The 26,695-nt window shown below is 64.3% G+C and carries 25 protein-coding genes and 1 pseudogene; 14 read left to right on the forward strand and 12 right to left on the reverse strand.

Annotation, left to right across the window (positions count from 1 at the left end; translation table 11 throughout):
* Positions 1-45 precede the first annotated feature (45 nt).
* Positions 46-690 (forward strand): YqgE/AlgH family protein, encoded by a 645-nt coding sequence (locus ABIC09_RS34760; RefSeq protein WP_148755234.1) that lies wholly within the window; start codon positions 46-48, stop codon positions 688-690.
* Between the two features lie 131 nt (positions 691-821).
* Here the strand turns inward: ABIC09_RS34760 and ABIC09_RS34765 are convergent, their stop codons facing one another.
* Complete coding sequence (locus ABIC09_RS34765; RefSeq protein WP_354112077.1) at positions 822-1,709, reverse strand: TauD/TfdA dioxygenase family protein; 888 nt, start codon at positions 1,707-1,709, stop codon at positions 822-824.
* Between the two features lie 236 nt (positions 1,710-1,945).
* Here ABIC09_RS34765 and ABIC09_RS34770 point away from each other — a divergent pair, with 236 nt between their 5' ends.
* Both ABIC09_RS34770 and ABIC09_RS34775 read left to right on the forward strand, forming a co-directional pair.
* Positions 1,946-2,683, forward strand: coding sequence for an SDR family NAD(P)-dependent oxidoreductase (locus tag ABIC09_RS34770; protein WP_354112078.1), 738 nt, complete (start codon positions 1,946-1,948; stop codon positions 2,681-2,683).
* 63 nt (positions 2,684-2,746) lie between these two features.
* Complete coding sequence (locus ABIC09_RS34775) at positions 2,747-3,121, forward strand: CsbD family protein (RefSeq protein ID WP_354032390.1); 375 nt, start codon at positions 2,747-2,749, stop codon at positions 3,119-3,121.
* A gap of 113 nt (positions 3,122-3,234) precedes the next feature.
* Here ABIC09_RS34775 and ABIC09_RS34780 read toward each other — a convergent pair whose 3' ends face one another.
* Both ABIC09_RS34780 and ABIC09_RS34785 read right to left on the reverse strand, forming a co-directional pair.
* Positions 3,235-4,914, reverse strand: a complete 1,680-nt coding sequence (locus tag ABIC09_RS34780) for an SGNH/GDSL hydrolase family protein (RefSeq protein ID WP_354032389.1) — start codon at positions 4,912-4,914, stop codon at positions 3,235-3,237.
* A gap of 148 nt (positions 4,915-5,062) precedes the next feature.
* On the reverse strand, positions 5,063-6,421 hold the full coding sequence (locus ABIC09_RS34785) for a lytic murein transglycosylase (RefSeq protein ID WP_502917732.1): 1,359 nt from the start codon (positions 6,419-6,421) through the stop codon (positions 5,063-5,065).
* Between the two features lie 252 nt (positions 6,422-6,673).
* On the opposite strand from ABIC09_RS34785, the gene galU reads away from it, so the two are divergent.
* Positions 6,674-7,549: a UTP--glucose-1-phosphate uridylyltransferase GalU gene (gene galU, locus ABIC09_RS34790; RefSeq protein WP_148756370.1), complete on the forward strand. Its 876-nt coding sequence runs from the start codon at positions 6,674-6,676 to the stop codon at positions 7,547-7,549.
* A 4-nt stretch (positions 7,550-7,553) separates the two neighbouring features.
* Here galU and ABIC09_RS34795 read toward each other — a convergent pair whose 3' ends face one another.
* A complete protein-coding gene (locus tag ABIC09_RS34795) occupies positions 7,554-9,050 on the reverse strand; it encodes a GGDEF domain-containing protein (RefSeq protein ID WP_354032387.1) in 1,497 nt (498 codons plus the stop codon).
* Positions 9,051-9,196: 146 nt separating this feature from the next.
* Between ABIC09_RS34795 and ABIC09_RS34800 the strand changes: the two genes are divergently transcribed.
* The gene (locus ABIC09_RS34800) at positions 9,197-9,478 is read left to right on the forward strand and encodes a DUF7662 domain-containing protein (protein ID WP_354112080.1); all 282 of its coding nucleotides are present in this window, start codon (positions 9,197-9,199) and stop codon (positions 9,476-9,478) included.
* Here ABIC09_RS34800 and ABIC09_RS34805 read toward each other — a convergent pair.
* The gene (locus tag ABIC09_RS34805) at positions 9,475-12,351 is read right to left on the reverse strand and encodes an EAL domain-containing protein (RefSeq protein ID WP_354112081.1); all 2,877 of its coding nucleotides are present in this window, start codon (positions 12,349-12,351) and stop codon (positions 9,475-9,477) included. The genes ABIC09_RS34800 and ABIC09_RS34805 overlap by 4 nt on opposite strands.
* 152 nt (positions 12,352-12,503) lie before the next feature.
* Positions 12,504-13,502, reverse strand: coding sequence for an NAD(P)H-quinone oxidoreductase (locus ABIC09_RS34810; protein ID WP_148756367.1), 999 nt, complete (start codon positions 13,500-13,502; stop codon positions 12,504-12,506).
* Positions 13,503-13,613: 111 nt separating this feature from the next.
* On the opposite strand from ABIC09_RS34810, the gene ABIC09_RS34815 reads away from it, so the two are divergent.
* Positions 13,614-13,805: a DUF1192 domain-containing protein gene (locus ABIC09_RS34815; protein WP_148756366.1), complete on the forward strand. Its 192-nt coding sequence runs from the start codon at positions 13,614-13,616 to the stop codon at positions 13,803-13,805.
* Positions 13,806-14,325: 520 nt separating this feature from the next.
* Entirely contained in the window at positions 14,326-14,835 is a 510-nt protein-coding gene (gene rcdA, locus ABIC09_RS34820) for a protease adaptor protein RcdA (protein ID WP_148756365.1), read from the forward strand.
* A 168-nt stretch (positions 14,836-15,003) separates the two neighbouring features.
* Here rcdA and rpmE read toward each other — a convergent pair whose 3' ends face one another.
* Positions 15,004-15,231 carry a 50S ribosomal protein L31 gene (gene rpmE, locus ABIC09_RS34825; RefSeq protein WP_007599895.1) on the reverse strand — a complete coding sequence of 76 codons (228 nt, stop codon included), beginning with the start codon at positions 15,229-15,231 and terminating at the stop codon, positions 15,004-15,006.
* A 200-nt stretch (positions 15,232-15,431) separates the two neighbouring features.
* Here rpmE and ABIC09_RS34830 point away from each other — a divergent pair, with 200 nt between their 5' ends.
* The 4 genes from ABIC09_RS34830 (at position 15,432) to ABIC09_RS34845 (ending at position 20,894) form a co-directional block, all read left to right on the forward strand.
* A complete protein-coding gene (locus ABIC09_RS34830; RefSeq protein WP_354112082.1) occupies positions 15,432-17,258 on the forward strand; it encodes an ABC transporter ATP-binding protein/permease in 1,827 nt (608 codons plus the stop codon).
* A gap of 257 nt (positions 17,259-17,515) precedes the next feature.
* Positions 17,516-18,502, forward strand: coding sequence for a Bug family tripartite tricarboxylate transporter substrate binding protein (locus ABIC09_RS34835; protein WP_354112083.1), 987 nt, complete (start codon positions 17,516-17,518; stop codon positions 18,500-18,502).
* A gap of 26 nt (positions 18,503-18,528) precedes the next feature.
* Complete coding sequence (locus ABIC09_RS34840) at positions 18,529-19,722, forward strand: FAD binding domain-containing protein (protein WP_354112084.1); 1,194 nt, start codon at positions 18,529-18,531, stop codon at positions 19,720-19,722.
* Positions 19,723-19,874: 152 nt separating this feature from the next.
* On the forward strand, positions 19,875-20,894 hold the full coding sequence (locus tag ABIC09_RS34845) for an alpha/beta fold hydrolase (protein WP_354112085.1): 1,020 nt from the start codon (positions 19,875-19,877) through the stop codon (positions 20,892-20,894).
* 103 nt (positions 20,895-20,997) lie between these two features.
* On the opposite strand, the gene ABIC09_RS34850 is transcribed toward ABIC09_RS34845, so the two are convergent.
* The 4 genes from ABIC09_RS34850 to ABIC09_RS34865 all read right to left on the reverse strand — a co-directional run bounded on the left by ABIC09_RS34850 (position 20,998) and on the right by ABIC09_RS34865 (position 23,931).
* Positions 20,998-21,267, reverse strand: coding sequence for a hypothetical protein (locus tag ABIC09_RS34850; protein ID WP_354112086.1), 270 nt, complete (start codon positions 21,265-21,267; stop codon positions 20,998-21,000).
* Between the two features lie 23 nt (positions 21,268-21,290).
* Positions 21,291-21,737, reverse strand: a complete 447-nt coding sequence (locus ABIC09_RS34855; RefSeq protein WP_354112087.1) for a GNAT family N-acetyltransferase — start codon at positions 21,735-21,737, stop codon at positions 21,291-21,293.
* A complete protein-coding gene (locus ABIC09_RS34860; RefSeq protein WP_354112088.1) occupies positions 21,737-22,765 on the reverse strand; it encodes a peptidoglycan -binding protein in 1,029 nt (342 codons plus the stop codon). Before ABIC09_RS34860 ends, ABIC09_RS34855 begins: the two co-directional genes overlap by 1 nt.
* Positions 22,766-22,911: 146 nt before the next feature.
* Positions 22,912-23,931: a flagellar motor protein MotA gene (locus ABIC09_RS34865; protein ID WP_354085566.1), complete on the reverse strand. Its 1,020-nt coding sequence runs from the start codon at positions 23,929-23,931 to the stop codon at positions 22,912-22,914.
* Positions 23,932-24,143: 212 nt separating this feature from the next.
* Here ABIC09_RS34865 and ABIC09_RS34870 point away from each other — a divergent pair.
* The 3 genes and pseudogenes from ABIC09_RS34870 to ABIC09_RS34880 form a co-directional block, all read left to right on the forward strand.
* A pseudogene (locus ABIC09_RS34870) lies at positions 24,144-24,344 on the forward strand (DUF1295 domain-containing protein); the annotation flags it as partial.
* A complete protein-coding gene (locus ABIC09_RS34875; protein ID WP_354032380.1) occupies positions 24,341-25,369 on the forward strand; it encodes an SAM-dependent methyltransferase in 1,029 nt (342 codons plus the stop codon). The pseudogene ABIC09_RS34870 and the gene ABIC09_RS34875, both read left to right, overlap by 4 nt.
* A 307-nt stretch (positions 25,370-25,676) precedes the next feature.
* Positions 25,677-25,901: a hypothetical protein gene (locus ABIC09_RS34880; RefSeq protein WP_354032555.1), complete on the forward strand. Its 225-nt coding sequence runs from the start codon at positions 25,677-25,679 to the stop codon at positions 25,899-25,901.
* A 401-nt stretch (positions 25,902-26,302) separates the two neighbouring features.
* Here ABIC09_RS34880 and ABIC09_RS34885 read toward each other — a convergent pair whose 3' ends face one another.
* Positions 26,303-26,497: a hypothetical protein gene (locus tag ABIC09_RS34885; protein ID WP_354112089.1), complete on the reverse strand. Its 195-nt coding sequence runs from the start codon at positions 26,495-26,497 to the stop codon at positions 26,303-26,305.
* Positions 26,498-26,695: the final 198 nt, after the last annotated feature.

The following is a 26,695-nucleotide window of genomic DNA, read 5'->3' on the forward strand; positions in this document are numbered from 1 at the left end:
TCGGCCCGACATCAGGATAGGAATTGAACCCGGAGTGCTTTATCCATGGCTCCCACAGGCAAGAGGACGGGCGAAAGCACCCGCGGCGCGGGCCCTGCGCCCCCCAATTCGGCCGGCTATCTCGACGGCCGGCTCCTGATCGCGATGCCTGTCATGGGCGACTCCCGCTTCGAGCGCTCGGTGATTTACCTTTGTGCGCATTCGGCCGAGGGCGCGATGGGCATCATCGTCAATCATCCGGCCGGCAGCATCGATTTCCCGGAGCTGCTGGAGCAGCTCGGCATCGTCAAGAAGGGCGAGCACATCAAGCTGCCGCAAAATGCCGAAAGCATGAAGGTGCTGGCCGGCGGCCCGGTCGACACCGGCCGCGGCTTCGTGCTGCATTCCAGCGACTTCTACATCGAGCACGCGACGCTGCGGATCGATGACGGCGTCTGCCTCACCGCGACCGTCGACATCCTGCGCGCGATCGCCAATGGCTCCGGCCCCAAGCACGCCATCCTCGCGCTCGGCTACGCTGGCTGGGCGCCGGGCCAGCTCGAGACCGAGATTCAGAGCAATGGCTGGCTGCACTGCGACGCGGATGCGGATCTGATCTTCGGCGACGACGTCGACGAGAAATACGGCCGCGCCTTGCGCAAGATCGGCATCGATCCCGGCATGCTGTCGAACGAGGCCGGGCACGCGTAGCCTCATTCTCCGCTGGATGCCCCGCGAAGGCGGGGCATCCAGCACGCCGCGGCCTATCGATTCTCGCAACCGTCTCGGAGTACTGGATCGCCCGGTCAAGCCGGGCGATGACAGCAGTTGTTGACGCGCGCCTACTCCGCCGCCTGCTGCTGCACCGTCGGCTCGGTCCCGGCCACCGTCGCGCGGCGCATGTCGCGCGGCTGCGACTGGTCGTAACGGCGGACGCGGTGCATAGTCTGGCGGTTGTCCCACATCACGAGATCATGCAGCTTCCATTTGTGGACGTAGACGAATTCTGCTTGCGTCGCGTGCTCGTTGAGATCGCGCAGCAACAGCCGTCCCTCCGGCACGCTCATGCTGACGATCTTGCCGGCATGCGATGAGAGATACAGCGACTTGCGGCGATGCACGGGATGGGTCCGCACCAGCCGCTGCAGCACGGGCTTGAACATCGCTTTCTCGTCGTCGGTGTATTCGGTGAAGCCGAGCGATCCGCGCGAGTACATCAGCGAGTGCTCGCAGACGAGATCGTCGATCTCGGCCTTGGTTTCGTCGTCGAGCGCGTCATAGGCCGCGCGCATGTCGGCGAATTCGGTGTTGCCGCCCTTCGGGTTCACCACGCGCGCCGACAGCAGCGAGAATTTGGCCGGGATCGGGCGGAACGAGCTGTCGGAATGCCACAGGCAGTTGCCGAGATTGAACAGGTGCGCGCGGCTGTCTTTTGCCAGCGGCTTGCCGTCCTTGCCGAGATTGGAGACGTCGTTGAGGCCGGATTGCAGCCGGTAGTCTTTTTCCTTCGTCACCGTGCCGCCGCGTGCATCCTCGCGTTGACCGAAGTTGAGCGCGAAGGCCATCTGCTGCTCGTCGTTGATGTCCTGGTCGTGGAAGACCAGCACCGCGTATTTGTCCATGGCGGCCTCGACCTCGCGGGCCTCATCCGGTGTGAGAGGCTGTCGCAGGTCGAGGCCGGAAACCTCGCCGACAAAATGCTTCTGAAGCTGCCGGATGGCGATCGTCATGGCGTCTCTCCCGCGAACCGCGAGCGGTTGGCCCGCTCTGTCGATGAAAAAGCTACTCCGAGGCCGGTTGATGTCAACGCCGGGCGTGCATGGCTCTTACGCGTTCCGCGCCATCAACCCGCCGTCAACCGGGATCACGGCGCCGGCGTTGGGCTCTTGTTTCTTGTTCCGAGATCGACAAGGCTTGCATCGATCCGCAGACAGGTCAAACGAGCAAAACAAAAGGGGAGGCCGCGATGGCGAACGAGCTCGATTTCTCAGGCAAGCAGGTTCTTGTCGTCGGCGGTTCAAGCGGAATCGGCAACGGCATTGCGCAAGCTTTTCGCGCAAGGGGCGCGCATGTTGCGGTGTGCGGCACACGTGCTCGGCCCACGGAATATTCGGCGGAGGAAGGCTCCGATCTCACCGGTCTTGCTTACGCGCAGCTCGACGTCAGCAATGCGAGCGCGATCGAAGCGTTCAAGCCGTCGTTCGACCGGCTCGATATTCTGGTGCTCGCGCAAGGTGCGGTGATCTATCGCCGCGGCGAGTTCGAGATGGCGGGCTTTCGCACGGTCGTCGAGGTCAACCTGATGAGCCTGATGGCGTGCGCGACGCGATTTCATTCCATGTTGCGGGATGCGAAGGGCGCGCTGATCATGGTGTCGTCGACAGCGGCCTATCATTCCACCATGGGCAATCCCGCCTACAACGCGTCGAAGACCGGCGCGGTCGGATTGACGCGGACGCTGGGCGAGGCCTGGGCCGAGGACGGCATCCGCGTCAACGGCATCGCGCCCGGTCTCGTCGACACCAAGATGACGAAGGTGACGACCGACAATCCCAAGCGGCTCGAAGGCGCGCTGGCGCGCATTCCGCTGCGGCGATTGGGCACGCCGGCCGACATGGCAGGGGCGGCGCTGTTCCTGGCGTCGCCATTGTCGTCGTACATTATCGGCCAGACACTGGTCGTCGATGGCGGGCTCATTCTCTAGGCATGCAACGGAACCGCGTTGCTTCTGATCGGTTACTCCGGCTGATCACCGAGGAGGATTATCATGGACGCGGATCGGATTATCGGATCAGCCAAGGAAATGGCGGGCGGCGTGGAAGGCACTGTGGGCGAGATGGCCGGAGACGCGAAGACCCAGGCTTCAGGGAAGGCGCGCGAGGCCGCCGGCACCGTGCAGAACCTGTACGGTCAGGCGAAAGATGCGGCGCGCGATGCTACGGACACCGCCGCGAACTACGCCAAGGAGGCCTATGAAGCAGGCCAGGACACGTTCCGCGATGGCTCGCAGGCGATCGCGCAGAAGGTGCACGACAACCCGCTCGGCGCGCTGCTCGTCGCCGGCGGCATCGGCTTCGCGCTCGCGCTGCTGATGTCGCGTCCCGCCCGTCGCCCGCCGCCACGCTGGCGCTATTACGGCTGAGCCGGCATTCCGGGGCGCGCCTTTGGGCGCGAGCCCGGAATCCATGTATCGACATTGATTGTGGCACGATGGATTCCGGGTTCGCGCCAAGCAGCGTGCCGGAATGACAGCGACTAGCGAAACACTTCCGCCGAACGCCCGACGTTACCGGGCGGACGCGGGATCGCGGGATTGGGATTCGGATTGCGCGGGGCCGGCGCGAATTGCCGCGGCGGTGGCTGCGGCGCGCCGAAGCCGAAGAAATCGCGAATTGACGGCGTCGCCTGAGCCGGCTGCTGCTGCGGCGCCGGCTTCTTCGGTGCGAGCTTGGGCGGTGCGATTGCAGCGGCAGCGCCCGGCGTGCCGGGAGCCGAAGCACCACCCTCAGGCGTCGTCGCCGCCATCGGCGTATCGCCCTTGGCCTGCTCGCGACCAACTTCGCGGCGCGGCCAGGCATAATCGTCGGCGCGACCTGCGGGCGCTGCCAGCGGCTCGCCCTTCACCAACGTCTTCGCAGCGAGTGCATCGACGGCGGCGGGGCGCGTGCCCGGTCCACCCAGCAATTGATCGGTCGAGATCGAGGCCGCGACCAGCGGCACGATCGGGCCTGCGAGCGGCCGCGGCGCGGGCTTGCCGGGCTCGGCGCTGGTGTCCGGCGTCCCCGGCTCACTCGGCAGCGCGATCGGGCCGGAGCGTCCCGCCAGCAGGCGCGTGATCTCGCGTTCGACATAATGGGCGAGCTTTCGCGCGCCCGGCTTGGTGAAGTAGACGCCGTCACCGCTGCGCAGCTGGCGGATCTGGCCTTCGAAATCCGGGCCCTTCTGCAGGAAGCGACCGGCTTCGTCGACAAAGCCGTCCCAGACGTCGACATAGGTGATGCCGGCCTTGGCCGCGCCCTCGCGATAGAGCGAATCCAGGAACAGCATGTCCGCGGTGCCCTTCGGTCCACGGATCGCGGGCAGGCCAACCCAGAGCACCGGCACGCCCTTGGCCTTGAGGACGTTGGCGAGCTCCTCGATCTTCTTGCCGTAGAGCTCGACCCAGTGGTCGTCGCGGAATTCGTAGAGGCCGTTCGGATTGCGCGCGGTCTTTTCGGGCGCGGCGGCCGGCGCATCGGCGTTGTCGGCATCGTCCTGCGGCAGGTCGGTGTCCACTGGCTTGTCGTCAGGCTTGGCGGCGGTGTCGGGCTTGGCGTCGCCGGGCTTGGCCGGCGGCTTGGCCTTTGCGCCCTTGTCGTTCTTCTTGTCCTTGTCGGTCGCCTTGTCGGATTTGTCTGCGACAGGCTCGCGGATCGAGATGCGGTCGTTGAGGCCGAGCATGACGACGATGATTTCGGGCTTTTCGGTCTCGAGGATTCCCTTCGCAGCAGCCGTCCAATCCGAGGGCTCACCCTTCGGCTGGTATTTGATCAGGCCGGACGTCGTCTTGTGCTTGCGGATCACGCCCATGTCGGGCTGCTCGGTGTAGGCGTCTTCCAGGCCGTAGGCGAGCCAGTCGGCCATGGCGTCGCCGATCACCAGCACGTTCTTGTCGGGGATCGTGTCGCGCTTGGCGGGCGAAGGCGCCCGCGAAAAATCCTGGCGCGGGGCCTGCTGTTGCTGCTGCTGGAACGGTTGGAAGAAATCGCCGCCGAACCAACCGCCCCCACTGCGCGGCGGGGCCTGGCGCTGCGGCGGGCCACCGAAGCCGGGGAAGTTGAAGAACTGCGCCGAAGCCGGTGCCGCGACCCCGACCATGATCGCAAGCGCCGTCCCCAGCGCGATCAACGGGCCGGTCTCGGTCAGCGCCTTGAAGAAAGATTTTGGCTTCGACATGCGATCTCGGGCGCGCGCAACAGGGTCTGGATGTGTCTCGATATAATAACGGAATCGGGCGCCAAACGGGCAAATTCTCTTGCAGATTCTTTGGGGCAATAACGGAGATCGGCCAAAATCCCGCTTCAGGGTTACTTTCGGCGCGATTTTACCGCCCGCGCAGTCGGTCCAGCACGTCGGAGGAGGCAAACCCGTCGGCGGGCGCCCCGATCGAGGCCTGGAAGTTGCGCAGCGCGTCCCGGGTCTGGCCGCCGAACTGGCCGTCCGGGGTGCCCTTGTAGAAGCCGCGTTGGACCAGCAATTGCTGGAGTTCCAGCCGCTCGCCCCTCGACAATTCCCGCTCCTGCCGCGGCCAAGGCTGCACGAAGGGCTGGCCGCCGCGCAGCCGGTCGGCGAAATGGCCGATCGCCATCGCATAGGCCTCGGCCGGATTGTACTTCATGATGACCCGGAAATTCTGCAGCATCAGGAAGCCGGGCCCCTGCGCGCCGGCCGGCGCCAGCAGGTAGGCCTTTTCCGCCGGATGCGGGAAGGGCTGGTTGGTCGCGCGCTTGAGCCCGAGCTTTTCCCATTGCGCGATCGTCATCGCCTTGGCGCGATCGGCCAGCATGTAGTTGAAGCCCTCGGGCACCAAGACCTCAAAGCCCCAGGTCTGGCCGCTCTGCCAGCCGTCCTTCTTCAGATTGTTGGCGGTGGAGGCGATCAGGTCGCTCGCGTTGTCGACGACGTCGCGCCGTCCGTCACCGTCGCCGTCCACGGCAAAGCGCTTGAACGCGGTCGGCATGAACTGGGTCGGGCCGAAGGCGCCGGCCCAGGAGCCGCGCATCTGCTCCGGGCGCAAATCGCCGCGGTTGAGGATCTCCAGCGCGGAGAGGAATTCGTCCTTGAAGTAGGCCTGGCGGCGGCCGACGCAGGCGAGCGTCGCGGTCGATTGCAGCACGCTGCGGTCGCCCATCTGGGTCGAATAATTAGACTCGATGCCCCAGATCGCGGCGATGATATAGCGGTCGACGCCGTAGGCCTTCTCGGTCGCGTCGAACTGCGCCTTGTACTTGGCGAGGACTTCCTTGCCCTTGGCGAGGCGGTTATCGTTCACGAGGATGTCGAGATAGTCCCAGATCGATTTGCTGAATTCGGGCTGCGAGTCCATCAGGTCCATGATGCGCAGATCGGGCGAAAGCCCTGCGGTGAAGCGCTGAAAATTCTCCTGCGTGATGTTGCGGCGTGCGGCATCAGGCCACATCCCGGCAACGCAATTGTCGAAATTGCCGGCCGCCTCGCGGATCGCGGCAGCCGTCATCAGCGGATGGCCGGAGGCGCCGTCCTCGCCGCTCCAAGGCTGAGCTCCCGTTTGGGCACCGCCGGGGCCGGGCGCGGCTTGCGAGGGCGCCGGATTCGGGCCGGAGAAAATACCGCTGAACAGGTTCGACAGGCCGTTTTGCCCTTGTTGTGCTTGTTGCCCTTGCGCCTGCGCGGACATGGGGAACAGGAGCGCGGCCGCGAGCATCGTCGCGCCGGTCAAAGATAGAGTTACCGCTGTCACCAATTGCCTCATGTCTCACCCGTCCGGCCAAAAATCAGCCATCAGGAGGCCTCGTTACGGTTGCCAATATCTTAACAAAGGTGAAATTTTGCCGGTCACCTTTTTCTCGAATTCATTGAGCGGGAGCCCTACATCCGCCTTTGTTACCGGCTGCAAAACGGCTAGCAAGATACCATTGCTTCTTTCACGTGTGCCTCAAGGTATTCGATCAATCACATGAAAATCCGCAAAGCTGTGTTCCCCGTCGCCGGCCTCGGCACCCGCGTTTTGCCCGCCACCAAGGCGATGCCGAAGGAAATGCTCACCATCGTCGACAAGCCGCTGATCCAGTACGTCTATGACGAGGCGAGGGAAGCCGGCATCGAGCACTTCATCTTCGTCACCGGCCGCAACAAAAATGTCATCGAAGATCATTTCGACAAGATGTTCGAGCTCGATGCGACGCTCGCTGCGCGCGGCAAGAAGGCCGAGCAGGAGATCCTGGCGCAGAACCAGCCGGAAGCCGGCGCCGTCAGCTTCACCCGCCAGCAGGCGCCGCTCGGTCTCGGTCACGCGGTCTGGTGCGCGCGCGACATCGTCGGCAACGAGCCGTTCGCGGTGGTGCTGCCCGACGAGCTCGTGCTCAACACGCCCGGCTGCCTGAAGCAGATGATCGAGACGGCAAGCAAGCTCGGCGAAAAATCCAACGTCATAGCGGTCGAGGCGGTGCCCGACCATCTCACCCATCAATACGGCATCTGCGGCGTCGGGAAACGCACCGGCAAGATGTTCGAGGTCGACGGCATGGTCGAGAAGCCGGCCAAGGGCACCGCGCCCTCCAACCTCTCGATCACCGGCCGCTACATTCTCCAGCCCGAGATCTTCAAGATCCTCGAGACCCAGGAGCGCGGTGCCGGCGGCGAGATCCAGCTAACCGACGCCATGATCGGCCTCGCCAAGTCGCAAAAATTCTACGGCGTCGAGTTCGAGGGCGAACGCCATGATTGCGGCTCCAAGCCCGGCTTCCTCCGCGCCAACATCGCCTACGCGCTGAAGCGGCCGGAATTGCGCGAGGGGCTGATCGCGGAGATGAAGAAGTATCTGGGGCAGTAGGCCCTCAAGCCACCAGCGACAGCTTCGGCAGGCTCGCCACCACCGACTGATTCCGCCCGCCGGCCTTTGCCGCATAGAGCGCCTTGTCGGCGGCGGCGACCAGGATGGCCGAGTCCATGCCGCTTGTCGGCGCGAGGCTGGCGATGCCGCAGGAGACGGTCGATCCCGCCCCGCCGTCGGACCAGCCCAGCACCTTGGCCCGGATGGTCTCGGCGACCTTGAAGGCGTCGGTGGCCGAGGTGTTCGGCAGCAGCACGGCGAATTCCTCGCCGCCATAGCGCGCGGCGCAGTCGCCGGGGCGGCGCACCGAATCGGAGATGCAGATGGCGATGCCGACCAGCACCTGGTCGCCGGCCTGGTGGCCGAAGGTGTCGTTGTAGGCCTTGAAGTGATCGGCATCGATCATCAGCAGCGCCACCTGCGTCTTCTGGCGCATGGCGCGGCGCCATTCGATGTCGATGACATGGTCGAACTTGCGGCGGTTGCGCAGGCCCGTGAGCGCGTCGGTCGTCGCCATCTCCTCGAGCTTGCTTTCGGCATCCGCCCGCCGGCCGATCTCGCGGGCGAGCACGATCGCCGAGCCCAGCACGAACAAAGCGAGCACCAGAACCACGCCGCCGATCCGAAGCGCTTCCTTCTGCCACAGCGCGAACACCGCGCTCAGCGGCTTGCCCGCCACCACGAACAGCGGGCCGGTGTCGCTGCTGCGCACATAGAGCCGCGCGGTCGGATCGACCGGGCCCTGTCCGGCAAACGAGCCGCCGACGCGGAGATTGTCGGCCTTCCAGCGCTGGCTGTCGTTCAGGTTCCTGCCGATGATGTCGAGATCGAACGGCCGCCGCATCATGATGGTGCGGTCGCGCTTGAGCACGGTGATGGTGTCCTCGGGGTCGAGGCTCAGCCGCTCGAACAATTCGTGGAAATAGGTGAAGCGGATCGAGCCCGCGACGACACCCATGAAGCCGCCGTCGGTATCGCTGAGACGCCGGCTCAGCACGATCGAATAGGCGCTACGAAACAGCATCGGGCGGCTGATGAACAGGCCGACGTTGGGATTGTCGCGATGGACCGAGAAATAGTCCTCAGTGCCGCGGTTGTCGGGCACCGGGTCGAGCGTCGAGGCATCGATGGTCAGATTGCCGTCCGCATCGAACACCTGGATGGCGCCGAAATGCTTTGCGGTGGTGGCGTGGTCGAACAGGATGAGCTGGCGGATCGGCTTGGAGACCGTGTTGATCTCGGGCAGCAGCATGTTGCTGGCGACCGCCTTGAGGGACAGGTCGTAGATATCGATGTTGCGGCTGATGTCGGCGTCGATCGACGTGGCCAGGTTTTTCAGCGTCTGGCGGGCCAGCGCCTCCTCGCCGCGGCGCATGTCGAGCATGACGTTGACGCAAATGGCGGAAAAGCCGATCACCGTCACGACGGACGAGATGATCAGCAGCTTCGCCGAAATGCGCCAGGGCCGGCGGGCCGTGGCGTCGCGCCATGCAGACAGCATCCTTTGCTCCCGAACCTAGTGGATGCGCCCGAAATCTTGCGTAGTGTTTAAGCCGCGACGGCGCTGCTGCAATCAGTTAAGGATTGGTTTCCGCCGGTATCGCTTTTGAGCAGGTCAGACCGCGGACAAGGGGATAGAGGACGGCGGTGAACGATTACGACGCGCTACGCGATTACCTGCTGCGGCAGAAGCAGACGGAGTTCGTGCTGAGCTTTGAGGAGATCGAGGAGATCATCGGCGCGGCCCTGCCGCGTGCGGCGAATCGCGCCTCCTGGTGGGACACCTCGCGCAGCCCGGATATCAAGATGCCGCACCGCGAAGCCTGTATCGCCGCGGGCTTCAAGGCCACCCGGATGCCGGACGGCCAGACCGTGCGGTTCACGAAGCAGAAGAGTGACCGGCGCAGGCCAACGGCCAAGAGCGACTAGCTCGCCGCTTCGAGCCGCACTTCGGTCAACAGCCGCATCGCCGCGTCGGCGTCCATCGGCTCGCCGAAGGCGAAGCCCTGCGCGTATTCGCAGCCCAATTGATACAGCTCGACCGCGTCGGAATCGGTCTCGGCGCCTTCCGCCACCACGTCCATGCCGAGATCATGCGCGAGCGCGATGATCGACTTCAGGATCACCGGCCGCGTGCCGCGATTGGTGGTGCGGACGAACGACTGGTCGATCTTGATGGTGTCGAACGGGAAGCGCTGGAGATAGGCCAGCGACGAATGGCCGGTGCCGAAATCGTCGAGCGATAATCCAGTTCCGAGCTCGCGGATCCGCGTCAGCATTTGCGCCGCGTGCTCCGGATTCTCCATCACCAGCGATTCCGTCAGCTCCAGCTTCAGCGTGCCGCGCGCCACCGAGGAGCGCGACAGCACGGTGCGGATGTCGTGGATGAGGTCATGGCGCAAAAGCTGCCGCGAGGAGACGTTGACGCTGGCGAAGATCGGCTCGCGCGAGCGCATCGCGCGCTGCCAGATCGAGAGCTGCTTTGCGGTCTGGTCGAGCACGAACATGCCGAGATCGACGATCAGGCCGGTCTCTTCGGCAATGGTGATGAATTCCGACGGCGCCATGCGCCCGAGTTTCGGGTGATCCCAGCGCACCAGCGCCTCGAAGCCGGCGACCGAACGGTCCTCCAGCCGGACGATCGGCTGGTACAGGATCGTCAGCTCCTGCCGCTCGATGGCGCGGCGCAGCTCGCTCTCCAGCGTCAGGCGATCGGTCTTTCGCGCGCGCATGGCGGGCTTGTAGACGTCGATGCGGTCGCCGCCGATGCGCTTGGAATGGTACATCGCAAGCTCGGCGTCCTTGATGATCTCGTCCGTCAGCTGAACTTGCGGATCGGAAAGGGCCAGCCCGATCGAGGCGGTCAGGAAGATTTCGCGCTCGTTGAACGCGATCGGCGCGCGGATGGTCTTGCGGATGGTTTCGGCAAAAGCGGTGATGCGGGCGGGATCCTGCTCCGACAGCAGGATCAGGCCGAACTGGTCGCCGGCGAGCCGCGCCAGCGTGTCCTGCGGCTTCAGGATGCGGGTGAGGCGGCGGGCCAGCGTCAGCAGGATGGAATCGCCGACCGCGATGCCGACGGAATCGTTGACCTGCTTGAAGCGGTCGAGGTCGATCACCATCAGGGTCGGCCGCAGCGTCGGCATGGTCTTGGCGAAATGCGCGACTGCTCCGAGCCGGTCCATGAACAGCTTGCGGTTGGGCAGGCCGGTCAAATTGTCATGCACGGAATCGTGCAGCAGGCGTTCCTCGGCGTTGCGGAGCTCAGTGACGTCGGTGAGCGTGCCGACCACGCGTGAGACTTCGCCGTCCGAGCCGACCACCGGGCGCGCCTTCAGCGCGAACCACATGAAGTGGCCGTCGGGCGTGCGCAGGCGGAAATCCTGCACGAGGCGGCCGCGGCGCTGGTCGAGCACGCTGTCCAGCGCGGCGCGGAAACGATCCTGGTCGAGCGGATGCAGCACCTCGAGCCAGGAGGCCGCCGGGCCTTCCAGCGTGCCACGCTTGAGGCCGAGCAGGGCTTCGGTCTCGGGGCTGGTGAACACCTTGTCGGCGGAAACGTCCCAGTCCCAGATCAGATCGCCGGAGCCGGCCAGCGCCAGCGCCCGTCGCTCGATGTCGGAGACCACGCCGGTGGTGGCGCCGCCGCCGGCGAAGGCGTGCTGCATCACCGTGAAGCCGATCAGCATCACGATCAGCACGAGGCCGCCGAGCAGTGCCGGGCCGACGATGTCGTTGGTGACGGAACCGGCAACGGTCATACCGGCCGCGACCACCCAGACCACGAGGAGGAACCAGGTCGGGATCAGCAGCACCGCGCGGTCGAAGCCGTGGGTCGAGAGATAGACGATCAGCGCGAAGCCGGCGAAGGCGATCAGCACCAGCGAGATGCGCGCGATGCCGGAGGCGACGGCCGGGTCGAACAGGGCGAGCGCCACCAGTGAGCCCAGAAAGGCGAGCCAGCCCACCGTGATGTGGGAATAGCGCACATGCCATCGACTGAGGTTGAGATAGGCGAACAGGAACACCAGCAGCGTCGCCGCCAGGATCGCTTCGCCCGCCGCGCGCCAGATGCGCTCGGCGTTGTTCGACATGTCGAGCACCTTGCCCCAGAAGCCGAAATCGACGCCGATATACACCAGCACCGCCCAGGCCAGTGCTGCGGCGGCCGGGAACATGATGCTGCCCTTCACCACGAACAGAATCGTGAGCACGAGCGCCAGGAGCCCGGAAATGCCGATCACGATGCCCTGGTACAGCGTGAACGAATTGACTTTGTCCTTGTAGGCTTCCGGTTCCCACAGATAGAGCTGCGGCAGCTTGTCGGTGCGCAGTTCCGCGACGAAGGTGATGACGGCGCCGGGATCGAGCGTGATGCGGAAGACGTCGGCGGTCGGGCTTTCCTGCCGCTCCGGCCGGTCGCCGGTCGAGGGCGTGATGGTCGCGATGCGTGACAGCCCGAGGTCGGGCCATAACAGCCCCGAGGACACGATGCGGTAATGCGGGGCGACGATCAGGCGGTCGAGCTGGTCGTCGGTGTTGTTGGCGAGCGCGAACACCACCCAGTTCTGGCCGCCCTCGCGGGCGCGCACCTCGATACGGCGGACGATGCCGTCGGTGCCGGGCGCGGTCGAGACCTGGATGCGGTCGGCGTCGCTGCGCTGATGCTCGAGCACGCCGGTGAGGTCGATGGCGGGCGCGTCGCCGCGGACGCTGACAGCGTCAAGCGCGCGTGCAGGGGACGCGGCGACAAGAATCATGAGGCCCAGCGCGATGGGCGCGAGGCACCTGATTAGACGCAAGGTGAGTTCTCCGCGTTCGACGCAAACTCTTCAGTGCAAGGCTCAGTGCAAGGCGATTTCCGAACAGAACGAGATGGTTCGGCGCGTCGCGATAGATGCCACGAAAGCGAGGAAAATCAAAGGGTTTCCGCCCTGCCCAGTGGGCCAGAGGCCTAGAGCTCCAACACAATTTTGCCAATATGTGCCGAGGTCTCCATGCGCCGATGTGCGTCGGATGCCTTTTCCAGCGGGAAAGAGCTGTCCATCAGCGGTTTGACCCGGCCTTCGCGCAGCAGCGGCATCACTTTCGCTTCAATCGCAGCCACCATCGCCGCCTTGTCCGCATTACTACGGGGACGCAAGGTCGAGCCGGTATGGGTCAACCGCTTCACCATCACCTTGGCGATGTTGACGCTGACCTTGGGCCCGTTGAGGGTTGCGATCTGCACGATGCGGCCATCGACGGCGGCGGCATCGTAGTTGCGGTCGACGTAGTCGCCGGCGACCATGTCGAGGATCAGGTTTACGCCGGCCTTGTCGGTCGCTTCCTTGACCACGGCGACGAAGTCCTCGTTCTTGTAGTTGATGGCGCGGTCGGCACCCAGCTTGAGGCAGGCATCGATCTTGTCCTGTGATCCCACGGTGACGAACACCTTTGCGCCGAACGCTTTCGCAAGCTGGATTGCCATGGTGCCGATGCCGGAGGAGCCGCCATGGATCAGCAGCGTCTCGCCGGCCTTGAGCCCGCCGCGCTCGAACACATTGTGCCAGACCGTCATCAGGGTTTCCGGCAACGCGCCGGCTTCCTTGATCGACAGCGCCGGCGGCACGCTCATCGCCTGGGCGTCCTGCGCGATGCAGTACTGCGCATAGCCGCCGCCGGCGACTAGCGACATCACCTTGTCGCCGATCTTGTGCCGCTTGGCGTTGCTGCCGACGGCAACCACTTCGCCCGCAATCTCAAGGCCGGGCAGGTCGCTGGCGCCGGGCGGCGGCGGATAGGCGCCGGACCGCTGGGCGATGTCGGGCCGGTTCACGCCGGCGGCCTGCACCTTGACCAGGATCTCGTCGGGACCGGGCTGCGGAACGGTGCGTTGTTCCGGCACCAGGACCTCCGGTCCGCCGGGCTTGGAGATGGCGACCACGGTCATTTGCGCGGGCAGCTTGTCCATGATGTGTCCTTGAGCAAAGGTGCGAGAGGGGACGAGGCCTTTGATTAGCCAGCGCAGTCCGGGCTGGCAACCGCCCCAGCCGCAGGTGGCGCGAACGCAGGAGGAACGACGATGCCGACGGAAGACGACGACCGCCCGCGCAAGAAGGTCACCCACGAGATCGGGCAGGATCTCTCACTGTTGTCGGTCGAGGAACTGACCGAGCGCGTCACCCTGCTGAAGACCGAAATCGCAAGACTGGAAGAAGCCGCCACCAAAAAGCGCGCTTCGCGCGATGCGGCGAACAGCGTCTTCAAGTCGTAAGAATTCGAAGGAGGAGCGCAAGCGTTTCTACGGCGTCATGGCCGGGCTTGTCCCGGCCATCCACGTACTTGATCTTTCGCCGACAGAAAGAACGTGGATGCCCGGGCCTTCGCCTCGCCGAAGCGGCTTCGGCCGCGCAGGCGGGACAAGCCCGGCCATGACGGGCAGATTGTTCCGCGAACCCCCTCGGCCTCTGGCCGACATGGCTAACGAACCCTCAAAAAATTCGCTCGTTTACTCCACATTAAGCTTTTCGCTTTATGACTGGAACTGTCCTCGTTTGGACACCGAGTGGCTCCTGTCCACTCTGTTTGACGCCTCCCTGTTATCAACTTTCAAAGCCGCCGGTTTTCCGGCGGCTCTTTTTTGCGTCTCGTTCCGGTTGAATTCCGGGGAATGACCCGCGGAAACCATATCCGCGCTTGTCGCTGGACTCCGCGATCCCTACGCGCAATGATTTGTTCATCATAAGCCGGCGCCAAAGCCGGATGGGTAAACAGTTGCGTAAGGGGCGTTAACCATGGAACGTTTGCAAGCCGACGGCGCTCTCGTTCAACTCAGCGAGCGGTTCACCAATTCTGCGGCGTTCGGCGCCCTGTTCCGCGAAGGCATGGATCTCGTCGAAGAGACCGCCGCCTATCTCGACGGCGCCGGCCGCAACGAGGCCAAGGCGCTCGATCGCGCCGTCAGCCTCACCTACGCGACTGAGAGCATGCGTCTCACCACCCGCCTGATGCAGCTCGCCTCGTGGCTGTTGCTGCATCGCGCGGTGAAGGAAGGCGAGATGACGCTGGGCCAGGCCAACCGCGAGAAGACCAAGGTCAAGCTCTCCGCCGCCGATCCCGGCCCCGCCGACACGATCGAGAAGCTGCCGTCGCAGCTCCAGGAGCTGATCCATCGCTCGATGAGCCTGCAGACCCGCGTGCGCCGCCTCGACACCACCATCCACACCCCGCCCGTCGATTACCCTTCGATCGGCAATCCGCTGGTGCCGCAGCTCAACGCCCTGAAGGCCGCGTTCGAGCGGTAAAGCTCCAACAGCCCGTCATTGCGAGCGAAGCGAAGCAATCCAGGAAGCCTCCGCAGAGGTAGCCTGGATTGCTTCGTCGCAAGAGCTTCTCGCAATGACGATAGCCCCAAAACAAAAACGCCCCCGGTCTCCCGGGGGCGTTTTTCGTCTCCAGCCTTGCGGCCAGGATCAATCCTTTTTGAGGAAGCCCGAAAACTTCTTCTGGAAGCGCGAGACGCGGCCGCCGCGGTCCATCAGCTGGGCGTTGCCGCCGGTCCAGGCCGGGTGCGACTTCGGGTCGATGTCGAGGTTCAGCGTGTCGCCTTCCTTGCCCCAGGTGGAGCGGGTCAGGTACTCGGTTCCGTCGGTCATCACGACCTTAATCGTATGATAATTCGGATGAATCTCGGCTTTCATGGCAATTCCTGGGGCGCCCGGCGCCTTGCTTGAGTGGCTATCGAATGACGGATTTGCCGGGTCTATACCCCAGAGACCCCCTCAAAACAAGCCATTGTGGGCACAGCAGAACCGGGCGGTCCCCTAAGGGACATCCCCGATTTGCCACGACCGGCGCCCCGGCCTATCTGGAGCAGACTTATCTCTTTTGGTCGGATCTCATGAGCGCAGTAGAACGGCTTGAAACCGGGCCGGCAGAAGCCCCGTCGATCGAAGTCGAGCTGATCGAGCAGCCCGAGAAGGGCCGCGCCAGGCTGCGGCCGCTGATGGCGCTCGCGCCTTACGTGGCCCGCTATCGCGGCCGGGCGGCGCTCGCCTTTGTCGCGCTGACGGTCGCAGCCCTGACCACGCTGCTGGTGCCGGTCGCGGTGCGCCGGATGATCGATTTCGGCCTGACGCCGGAAGGCATCGCGCTGATCAACAGCTACTTCTCGGTGATGATCGCGGTGGTCGCCGTGCTCGCGCTCGCGAGCGCGGCCCGCTACTACCTCGTGATGACGATCGGCGAGCGCATCGTCGCCGATCTCAGGCGCGATGTGTTTGCGCATCTGCTCTCGCTGTCGCCGGCGTTCTTCGATTCGGCGCGCAGCGGCGAGCTGGTGTCGCGGCTCACCGCCGACACCACGCAAATCAAATCCGCCGTCGGCGCCTCCGTGTCGATCGCGCTGCGCAATCTGATGATGTTCTTTGGCGCGGCGGCGATGATGGTGATCACCAGCCCGCGTCTGTCCGGCTTCGTGCTGCTGGCGATTCCCCTGATCGTGCTGCCGCTGGTCGCCTTCGGGCGCTGGGTGCGGCGGCTGTCGCGCAACGCGCAGGATACGCTGGCCGATGCGTCCGCCTATGCGGGCGAGCTGATCGGTGCGATCCGCACCGTGCAGGCCTATACCAGCGAAGGGCTGGCTGCGAAGCGTTTCGGCGGCGAGGTCGAGCAGGCCTATGAGGCGGCGCGCACGTCCACGCAGGCCCGCGCGGTTCTCACCGCCATCGTCATCTTCATCGTGTTCGCAAGCGTGGTCGGGATCCTCTGGATCGGCTCGCATGACGTGCTCACAGGGGCAATCACGCCGGGCCGGCTCGGCCAGTTCGTGCTCTATGCGGCCTTCGCGGCCGCGGGCCTCGGCCAGCTCAGCGAGGTCTGGGGCGAGGTCTCGGCCGCATCCGGCGCTGCCGAACGCCTGTTCGAGATTTTGCATGTGCAGCCCGACATCAGGGCGCCGGCGTCGCCGCGCGCGCTGCCGGTGCCCGGGCGCGGCGAGGTCGGCTTCGATCGCGTCAGCTTCTCCTATCCCGCGCGACCCGATGTCAACGTGCTCGACGCCGTGTCGTTTGCGGTGCGGCCCGGCGAGAAGGTTGCGATCGTCGGCCCGTCCGGCGCCGGCAAGAGCACCATCTTCCATCTGCTGCTGCGCTTCTACGACCCGCGGGGTGGTGCAATCTCGCTCGACGGCGTGCCGGTGAAGGCTGCCGATCCGCGTGACTTCCGTTCACACATCGCGCTGGTGCCGCAGGAATCGAACGTGTTTGCCGCGAGCGCGCGCGAGAACATCCGCTTCGGCCGGCCCGATGCGAGTGATGCCGAGGTCGAGCGCGCCGCCGAGCTCGCACATGCCACCGAGTTCATCCGCCGCCTGCCGGAAGGTTTCGACACCCCGCTCGGCGAGCGCGGCGTGACGCTCTCCGGCGGCCAGCGTCAGCGCATCGCGATCGCGCGCGCCATCCTGCGCGACGCACCGCTGCTGTTGCTCGATGAAGCCACCTCCGCACTCGACGCCGAAAGCGAGACGCTGGTGCAGACCGCGCTCGAGGAGCTGATGAGCCACCGCACCACTCTGGTGATCGCGCACCGCCTCGCCACCGTGCTGTCCTGCGATCGCATCCTGGTGATGGACCAGGGCAAGATCGTCGAGCAGGGCACGCATGCCGAGCTGGTTGCGGTGAACGGGCTTTATGCCAGGCTGGCGAGGTTGCAGTTCGAGGGGGCGTGAGGCGGGGCCTCATTCTCTCGTCATTGCGAGCACAGCGAAGCTTCCCTCGTCATTGCGAGCGCAGCGAAGCAATCCAGAATCTTTCCGCGGAGGGACTCTGGATTGCTTCGTCGCATCAGCGCAAAGTCCCGATTTTCAGGACGCCAAGGTTCGCACCTTGAAGATTTCCGGGACACCGGCCCCATGACAACTTTCGAATTTGACATGACTATCCCTCCATTGGTTGCGGCCTGAAGGCTGCTTGGAGGAGGCAATCAGTGAAATATCTCGCCCGTTCTTCAATTGCGATTTGCCTCATCGCAGCTGTTTGCACGACTGCCGCCGCGGTCAGCGGGTTGGCTGCGGCCGAGGACTTTCCCCATCGCACGATCAAGATCGTCGTACCCGTGCCGCCGGGACCGTTGTTGGATGTCGTACCCCGGATTGTCGCCGAGAAGCTGTCAGCGAAATGGGGCGTTGCCGTCATCATCGAGAACCGACCCGGGGCGGCTCAGAATCTCGGTGCCGAAGCCGTGGCCAGGTCGGATCCCGACGGATACACGCTCTTGGCCTCGCCCCCGGGGCCGCTCGTTGTCAGCGGTCATCTTCGGAGCAAGTTGAACTTTGATCCGGACGCGTTCGTGCCGGTGAGCCTGATGGTCAGACTTCCGACGGTGCTCGTCATCAATCCGAAGGTGCCGGCCTCAAATCTCCAAGAGTTGCTTGCCTATGCCAAGGCCAATCCCGGCAAACTCACATTCGGATCGCCAGGAACGGGTAGCACGCCGCATCTCGCCACCGAGCAATTGATGAAGGCCGCCGACATTCGCCTGGTCCATGTGCCTTATCAAGGCATGGCGCCGGCGATGAATGACCTGATCGGTGGTCATATCGACATGATGATCGACCTCTACGGCAACGTCGCAGGCAACATCAAGGAGGGCAAGCTCAGGCTTCTCGCTGTTACAACGCCAGCACGACTGCAACAGGAGCCTGCCGTTCCGAGCATTTCCGAGGCAGTGCCGGGATTTGCTCACGAGGAATGGTTTGCGATCGTCGCTCCACCAAAGACGCCGGATGCTATCGCCGCAAAGCTTTCCGCAGCGATCAGAGAAGTCCTGGCGCTTCCCGATGTTGCCGGACGCCTGGCCGATCTCGCAGCGGTTCCGGTCGGCAGCAATCCGGATGAATCCGCCGCCTTCATCAAGGCCGAAAGCGCCCGCTGGAGGGAGCTGATCGACACGACCGGCCTCAAGATCAACTGACACCGCGTCAGGCCAGAGCCCCTGAGATGAGCAAACCCCACGCCCTGGTCATCGGTGGCTCCCTGAGCGGACTGCTCACGGCGAACCTACTACGATCCATCGGGTGGCATGCCGATATTTTCGAACGCGCACGCGGAGATCTCGCCGGGCGCGGGGCCGGACTTGGTGCGCAAGCCGACTTGTTCATGGTCATGCGGCAGATTGGAATCCGTATCGACAGGTCGATGTGGACGGAGGTGCGCTCGCACGTCTGCCTCGCCCGGAGCGGTGAGTCGATTTGCCAACTGCCGGTGCGAGAAGTGACTACGGCATGGGACCGGGTCTACCAGTCTCTCAGGGAAACGTTCTCGACCGGACCCTACCATGGGGGAATGACGCTCATCCGCTGCGAACAGAGGGAACGCAGTGTTGTTGCCTTGTTCGAAAATGGGGCGCGGGTCGAAGCTGATCTGCTGATTGGGGCGGATGGTATTCGTTCAACGGTGCGCCGGCAGTACATGCCTGAAATCGTCCCGCGCTATGCCGGCTATGTCGCATGGCGAGGCATCGTCGAGGAAAACAGCATCTCGCCGCAATGGCGCGCCACTACACTCCAGGACATGGTATTCTGCCTGCCGAACGGTGAACTCGCGTTTTCCATCCCGATCGCAGATCGTGATGCGGTTGGCGGCCGCAGATGCATGTTTGTCTGGTTTCGTCCGGCCGACTTCGATTCCACGCTGCGGGAGTGGTGCACCGATGCGACGGGGTATTGTCACGGAGATTCGATACCGCCGCCTCTCATTCGAAAAGAGGTCATCGCCGAACTCAAGCTGACCGCTCGCACATTGCTGGCTCCTCAGCTCGCCGAGTTGGTCGCCGGCAATCAACAGCCGATTCTTTCTGCAATCTTTGACCTCGAAACGACGTGCATGACGTTCGATCGTGTCGTACTCGTTGGCGACGCGGCTTTCGTCGCTCGACCGCATGTCGGCACCAGCGTCACCAAGGCTGCGCAGGACGCCTGGGCGCTTGCCGATGAGCTTGCCAAAGGTGACATTGGCGGCGCATTGCTCGCCTACGAGCGCCGCCGAAAGCATGCGGGCAGAGAACTTGTCGCGCGCGGCCGTCGCTTGGGCCAATATCTCGAACCCACAGGCGGGGGCACACGGCCTCCGATTGATACCCTTCTAAGGGAATACGGACCCGGCAGCATTGGCGCGTGGCCCTCGACGGTCTAGTCATGAACATGGTAACTTGATGCCATAGATCGTGCTAGAGCCGCACACCCCCGTGGGTCCCCGTGTTGCCTCCAACGCAGCAGATTCGTTTTTGCGCCAGCCGCGATGGCACACGCATCGCTTATGGAATATGTGGCAGCGGACCTCCGCTGGTGTGGGTCGCGCATTTTGTCCACCACCTCAATTTTGATTGGGACAGCCCGGTCTGGCGGCCTTGGATCTCGGCGCTGGCAAAGCGGCACACCCTGATCCGCTACGATTTTCGCGGGACCGGCCTATCCGATCGTTCGGGTGTCGAGTTCACCTTCGAAAAGCTCGTTGAGGATTTTGAAGCCGTCGTCAACGCGTCTGGAGTCCGCAATTTCGCACTCCTGGCCATGTCCGGTGGCGCGCGGATCGTTCTCCCCTTTGCCGTGCAGAATCCTGATCGCGTCAGCCGGCTCGTGCTGTATGGCACATCGCCGGCGGGGCCATTGACGGCAAAGGCTCCGCCTGAGCGGGTCGAAAATATGCAGGTACAGCTCAAGGCGTTCGAGTTGGGTTGGCCGCAGGACATTCCCGGATTTGGGACCTTCCTGACATCTCTGCACATTCCAGACGCGACTGCGGAGCAGGCTCGCTCTTTCAATGAGCTGCTACGCTTGACAACTTCTGCCGCAAACGCGGTCGCGCTGCTGCGCACCCTCGTGGAGAGTGATATGCAGGACCTGCTGCCGAACCTGCGCTGTCCAACGCTTGTCTTTCATTCCCGTCAGAGCGCGGTGTTGCCCTTTGATGATGGTCGCAGGGTCGCCGCGCTAATTCCAGACGCGCGATTTGTGCCCCTCGAGAGCCGCAATCACATTCTGTTGGGCACCGAGCCGGCCTGGAAGCAGTTCGTGTACGAGCTCGACGAATTCCTTCCCTGTACCTCTCATGACGGCGCGACCGAGTCATTCGACGAATTGACAGCGCGGGAGCGCGATGTCGTCGAACTTCTTGCGCACGGTATGAGCAATGCCGATATCTCTGTCCGGCTGAAGATCTCGGCAAAGACTGTCCGCAATCATGTCTCGGCTGTCTTGGGGAAACTCGGAGCAAACAGCCGCGCCCAAGCGGTCGCTGTTGCTCGCGACGCGGGCTACGGCCGAAGAATGATGGCGCGTACCGGAAGTAGACAGCGCTCTGATTAGCCCTAAGTGTGAACTGGCGTTAGGCGCCCGCGAGGACCCGCTACCTTATCATCGGCTACTGTGCATGGGGTTGTTTTCGTCGTTTCGGTTGAGGCGGCCGCGTTCACGGGCACTTCGGCGAGCCCATTGGCACGTTCGGCCACGGCCAGTTCTTCCAGCTGCCGCCCTCGCCGATGCAGGCCGACCCGCCATTGGCCGGAGCCGGGCTGTCTGTCGGAGCGGGAGTGCTCGCCGGCGCCGTCTCACTCGCCGTCGCACTCGTGGTCGTGGGCGGCGGCGCGAGGCGCTGGTCGACATAGATCGTCGAGACACAGCCGGTGACGATGACGGCCAGAAACACCGAAGACCCCTTGGCCAGATCGCTCAGCCGCATCGATCCTCTCCATCTGCTTGCCGTCACGGCCGCCACGCCATCTTCAGCACCGGCCGTCCCGACGTCGGGTTCACATCCTCGCCGGCATGGGCAAAGCCGTTGCGCTCGTAGAAGCGGATGGCGCGGCTGTTGTCCTTGTTGACCAGCAGCGTGACGCCCGATGGTGACAGGCGCTTGGCCTCGTCGACCAGCAGCCGTGCCGCGTCCGAGCCCCAGTGGTCAGGATCGACCACGAGCTGGTCGAGATAGCCTGTGCCGTCGATGGTGACGAAGCCGGTCAGCGCGCCGTCCTGCTCGGCAACCACGATCGCGGCGTTCGGCACCAGCTCGTTGCGCCAGCGCTCGCGCCACCAGTCCACCCGCGCGGCAAAGTCGATCTGCGGATAGGCCTGCTGCCAGGTGCGGTGCCACAGCTCGATCGTGGCCTCTTCGTCGGCGGCCACGTAGGGGCGGAGGTGGAGCGTGCTCACTACCGCTCCGTCAGCTTCAGCTCGATGCGGCGGTTGCGCTTGTAGGCGTCCTCGGTGTTGGCGCTGTCGAGCGGCTGGAATTCACCGAAGCCGGCGGCGACGAGGCGCTGGGCCGGCACGCCCAGCGAGATCAGGTACTGCACGACCGAGATCGAACGGGCGGCCGACAGGTCCCAGTTGGATTTGAAGTTCGGACCGCTCACCGGCCGCACGTCGGTGTGGCCATCGACGCGGAGCACCCAGGCGATCTCGTTCGGGATCTTCTTGTCGAGCTCGATCAGTGCGGCCGCCACGGTGTCGAGCTCAGCGCGGCCTTCGGGCAGCAGCGTTGCCTGTCCGGTGTCGAAGAACACTTCCGACTGGAACACGAAGCGGTCGCCGACCACGCGAATATCAGGACGGTTGCCGAGAATGGCGCGCAAGCGGCCGAAGAATTCCGAGCGGTAGCGCGACAATTCCTGCACGCGCTGCGCCAAGGCAACATTCAGACGAGACCCCAGATCGGCGATGCGGTTCTGCGATTCCTTGTCGCGCTTCTCGCTAGCGTCGAGTGCCTCCTCGAGTGCCGCCAATTGCCGGCGCAGCGCGCTGATCTGCTGGTTCAGCACCTCGATCTGCGCCAGCGCCCGCGCCGAGACCGCTTTCTCGGAGTCGAGCGCCTTGCCGAGCTCGGAGGTCTTGCCCTGCGCGTCGTTGCCGGCGGTGGCGAGTCCCTCATAGAGGCCCTTGATGCGGTCGCGCTCGCTCTCGGCCGAGGCGAGGCCCGCCTTCAGCTGCGAGACCTGGTCGTCGAGCGAGAGCTTGCCGAGCTTCTCCAGCGATAGCAGCTCGTTGAGCTGGGCGATCTTGGCGTTGAGCTGCTCCAGCGCCTTGTCCTTGCCGGTCACCTCCTGCGACAGGAAGAACTGCACGACCAGGAACACTGACAGCAGGAACACGATCGATAGCACCAGCGTCGACAGCGCATCGACGAATCCGGGCCAGTAGTTGAAGGCGCCATCGCTGCGGCGGCCGCGGGCTAGAGCCATTGTCGTCGGTCTCCCATTCCTTGTCCCGGACGCGGTGCGGCGTGCAACGCTGCTCCGCAGAGCGGGACCCATTCCTCGTTTTTTTCTGGGCCCCGGCTCAGCGACGCATCACTTCGTGCTGCGTCGCGTGCGGGGCACGCGAGCGTCTAACTCTTCTCGGGCTGGCGCGCGATGCGCTCCAGCAGGCGACGGATCTCGCGGTTCTGCTCGCCCTGGCCGTCGGCCCATTCGCGAATCATCTGCTGCTCGGTGCGCATATGCGAGACCAGCGCCTGGATCGCTTCGGCAAGGCTCGCCATCGACGCGGTGGTGCTGCGGCTGGCGGTGCCTTCCTCGAGCACGGAGCGCAGCCGCTCGACGGCCGCTTGGAGCTCGCCGCTGGCAACTCCGCCGCCGCTCGATGCGACGGCCACCTCGCCGCTGCCATATTCGCGCACGGTGGTGGCGAGCCAGTCCTCGAGGTCGGTGTAGAAGCGGTTCTGCGCCTGGCTCGATTGCAGGTCGAGGAAGCCGAGGATCAGCGAGCCGGCGAGGCCGAACAGGGAGCTCGAGAACGAGATGCCCATGCCGCCGAGCGGGGCGGCCAGGCCCTCCTTCAGCGTGTCGAACAGTGCGCCGGCATCGCCGCCGACCTTGAGGCCGTCGATCACCTTGCCGACCGAGCCGACCGTCTCGATCAGGCCCCAGAAGGTGCCGAGCAGGCCGAGGAAGACCAGCAGGCCGGTCATGTAGCGGGAGATGTCGCGGGCCTCATCCAGGCGGGTCGCGATCGAATCGAGCAGATGCCGCATGGTGGTCTGGGTGATCGACATCCGCCCGGTGCGCTCGCCGCCCAGGATCATCGCCATCGGTGCCAGCAGTTTGGGGTGCCGGGCCGGCGCCAGGCCGGGATCGGCGATGCGGAAATTGTTGACCCAGGACACCTCGGGATAGAGCCGGATCACCTGGCGGAAGGCCAGCACGATGCCGATGAACAGCACGGCCCCGATCAGGGCGTTCAGCCCGGGATTGGCGAAGAAGGCCTGGACGATCTGCTTGTAGAGCACCACGCCCACCAGGGTGCAGAGCACCAGGAAGACCAGCATCCGCACCAGGAAGACGCTGGGCGAGGAGAGCTTGGTGTACTCGATGTCGAGGGAGGAGCGGGGCGAGGCGCCTGACGGCATGGCCGGTATCATCCGTTACGAAAGCTTGCTTGCATCCGCACTATGGCACAGCGCTCGCCCAAAAAAAGCGCCGGATGTGCGGATTTCGGGAGGGGATCGGGGAACCCAAAGCTGAAACCCGGCTTTGATACACGTATTGTGTAAAACTTCGGTATTCCACACACTTAGGTCGGATTCTTGGCATGGCGACGTTTCCTAGGGGACTGACGGCCATCGCACTCTCGGCGGTCTATCCGTGGGCCTGGGCCCGTCTGCTTGCGCCTGTTTTCATGTACCGGATCCTGGTCCACATCACCGGCATCCCGCCTTTGGAAGCGCAGATGCTGCGATCGCGCGGCGAGCGCTACTGCAACCATCAATCCCGAACCAGCATGTTCTTTCCCCTGCCACCCAGAGAGGGAATGGCCGCATGAGCGTCGTCTCCGCGATCATCGGGACTGCCGAACGCGTGCCGCTGCCGGACCTCGTGGTCCGCGCCGCGATCCAGCGGCTGTGCTCGCGCACCGCAACGCGCCTCGCCGCGCACACCGCAGCCGACGATGCCGCTTTCGCCGGACGCATGATGATAAGGCCGATCGCCGAGCACACCGAGACGGCCAACAGCCAGCATTACGAAGTGCCGCAAAGCTTCTTCGCGCAGGTGCTGGGCCCGAACCGCAAATACTCCTCCTGCTTCTACAAGACCGATGCGACCACCTTGCGGGAGGCTGAGGAGGAAGCGCTGCGCCAGGCCGTCGAGCATGCGGGGATCGCCGACGGGCAGACCGTCCTCGAGCTCGGCTGCGGCTGGGGCTCGCTGTCGCTGTGGATCGCTCGGCAATTTCCGCATGCGAAGGTGACCGCGGTGTCGAACTCGCAGTCGCAGCGCGCCTATATCGAGGAGATGGCGCAGAGCCGCGGCCTGTGCAATTTGCGCGTCGTCACCGCCGACATGAACGTGTTCGCGCCGGAGGGCCAGTTCGATCGCATCGTCTCGGTCGAGATGTTCGAGCATATGATGAACTGGCGCAAGCTGATGACCCGGGTGCTCGCGTGGCTTGCGCCGGAGGGGCGCTTCTTCATGCACATCTTCACCCATCGCGCAGGCTCCTACGCGTTCGACCGCGCCAATCGCGAGGACTGGATAGCGCAGCATTTCTTCACCGGCGGCGTGATGCCGAGCCATCAACTCGTCAGGCAGTATGACGATATCTTCGCCATCGAGAAGGAATGGCGCTGGAGCGGCACGCATTATCAGCGCACCGCAATTGACTGGCTCGCCAATTTCGATGCACGTCGCGACACGATCGAAGTTTCATTGCGGAACGTCTATGGCGGGGACACCGCGTTGTGGATGCGGCGCTGGCGCTGGTTCTTCCTCGCCACCGCCGGCCTGTTCGGCTACGCCGACGGAACCGAATGGGGCGTCAGCCACTATCGCATGAGAGCCGCAGATTAGGGCGCCTACGGATCAATCGTGCGCCGGGGACGAAGCAGCGGTCCCTGCTTGCAAACAATTCCGGCGGTGATCGGAAACGTCGGGCTCCTCGGCGGTTATCGGCGTAAGACCCTGAGGAGGAAACACCATGCGACATCTCGCACTCGCGGCAATTGCTCTGGTGGCCGGCTTCACGGCACCGGCGATGGCGCAGCAGGCCTCGCCATCGCACAATCTCCAGAATGAAGCCGACAAAGGCATCAAGACTCAGAACTCCGGTGCATCGGGTTACGTCTCGGAACAGGAGAAGCCCGGGTCGGCGGCTCAAATCCCGGGTAGCCCTCCTCGCGCCGAGTCCGGCAGCGCGGCAACCGCGCCGAGTGCGCAGAACTCGGGCGCAGGAATTGCGGGTGCTCCCGGCAACAAGAACGGGCCGCCGGCTGGTACTGGCACGGTTGGCTCGGCGTCTCAAAATCAATCGGTGCAGGAGCAGGATCCGGCGAACGTCAAGGGATTGCCGGGTAACAAGAGCGGTCCGCCCGCCAAGCGATAAGGTCGCTACCGTTCCGCAGCCCCCGCGAACGGCATCATCGCCAGCGCGGGGTCGCGCGGCGGTCACGTAATGGATGATGCTGTTTTTGGAGGGCAGGTGATGTTGCGGCCAATCGCCGAATATCCGGACGCCCCAAGCGTTCAGCACTACGAAATGCCCGCGGCTTTCTTCGAGCAGCTTTCTTCACACCGGCGGGCGCCGTAGTCCAAAGCCTACCTAAGAAAGCCTACCTAAGTATGGTCACTTCATACCTGCGCGCGATGGCAACGACCAAGTGTTGGTGTTACCGATACATCCGGAGTGAAAAGCAACGGAACCGGCCTGCGAGCCGGCAGTTGCAGGACAAGGCCGGCGGCGTAGCGCCCACCGGCCTTTCTCCCGATCTAGCGGCGCTTTGCCGCTCAACCGATGCTTACTGTCACAGGTGGTGCAGCGAGTACGCCATGAGAAACATCGCCGGAAACATCGCCGATCTCCTCATGCGGCTCTGGCAGGGAAGCCAGCCCGCGTCCAATACTCAGGTTGCGGCCATGGCTGACAACCGAGATCGATCCAGCATGGCTGATTTTGTTCGGATCCTGCAGGCCTGCGATCAAGCCCAGTAGTTCGTAGGTAGAGCGACTTGTCCGCCGTAGCTCGAAGAGCGAAGGCGGAAGCGAACCCCATCAAACTCCGTCCGCGCAGTGACATCGAGCTGAAAACCACGAGCAGACGCTGCGTCTGCCCGTCAGGGCGATGGGTTTCGCAAGAGCTCAACCCATCTTATGAAGCTGACAGAATTCATCGTGGCCCCA

The organism is Bradyrhizobium sp. S3.12.5, assembly GCF_040548225.1.
Classification (GTDB): Bacteria; Pseudomonadota; Alphaproteobacteria; order Rhizobiales; family Xanthobacteraceae; genus Bradyrhizobium; species Bradyrhizobium cytisi.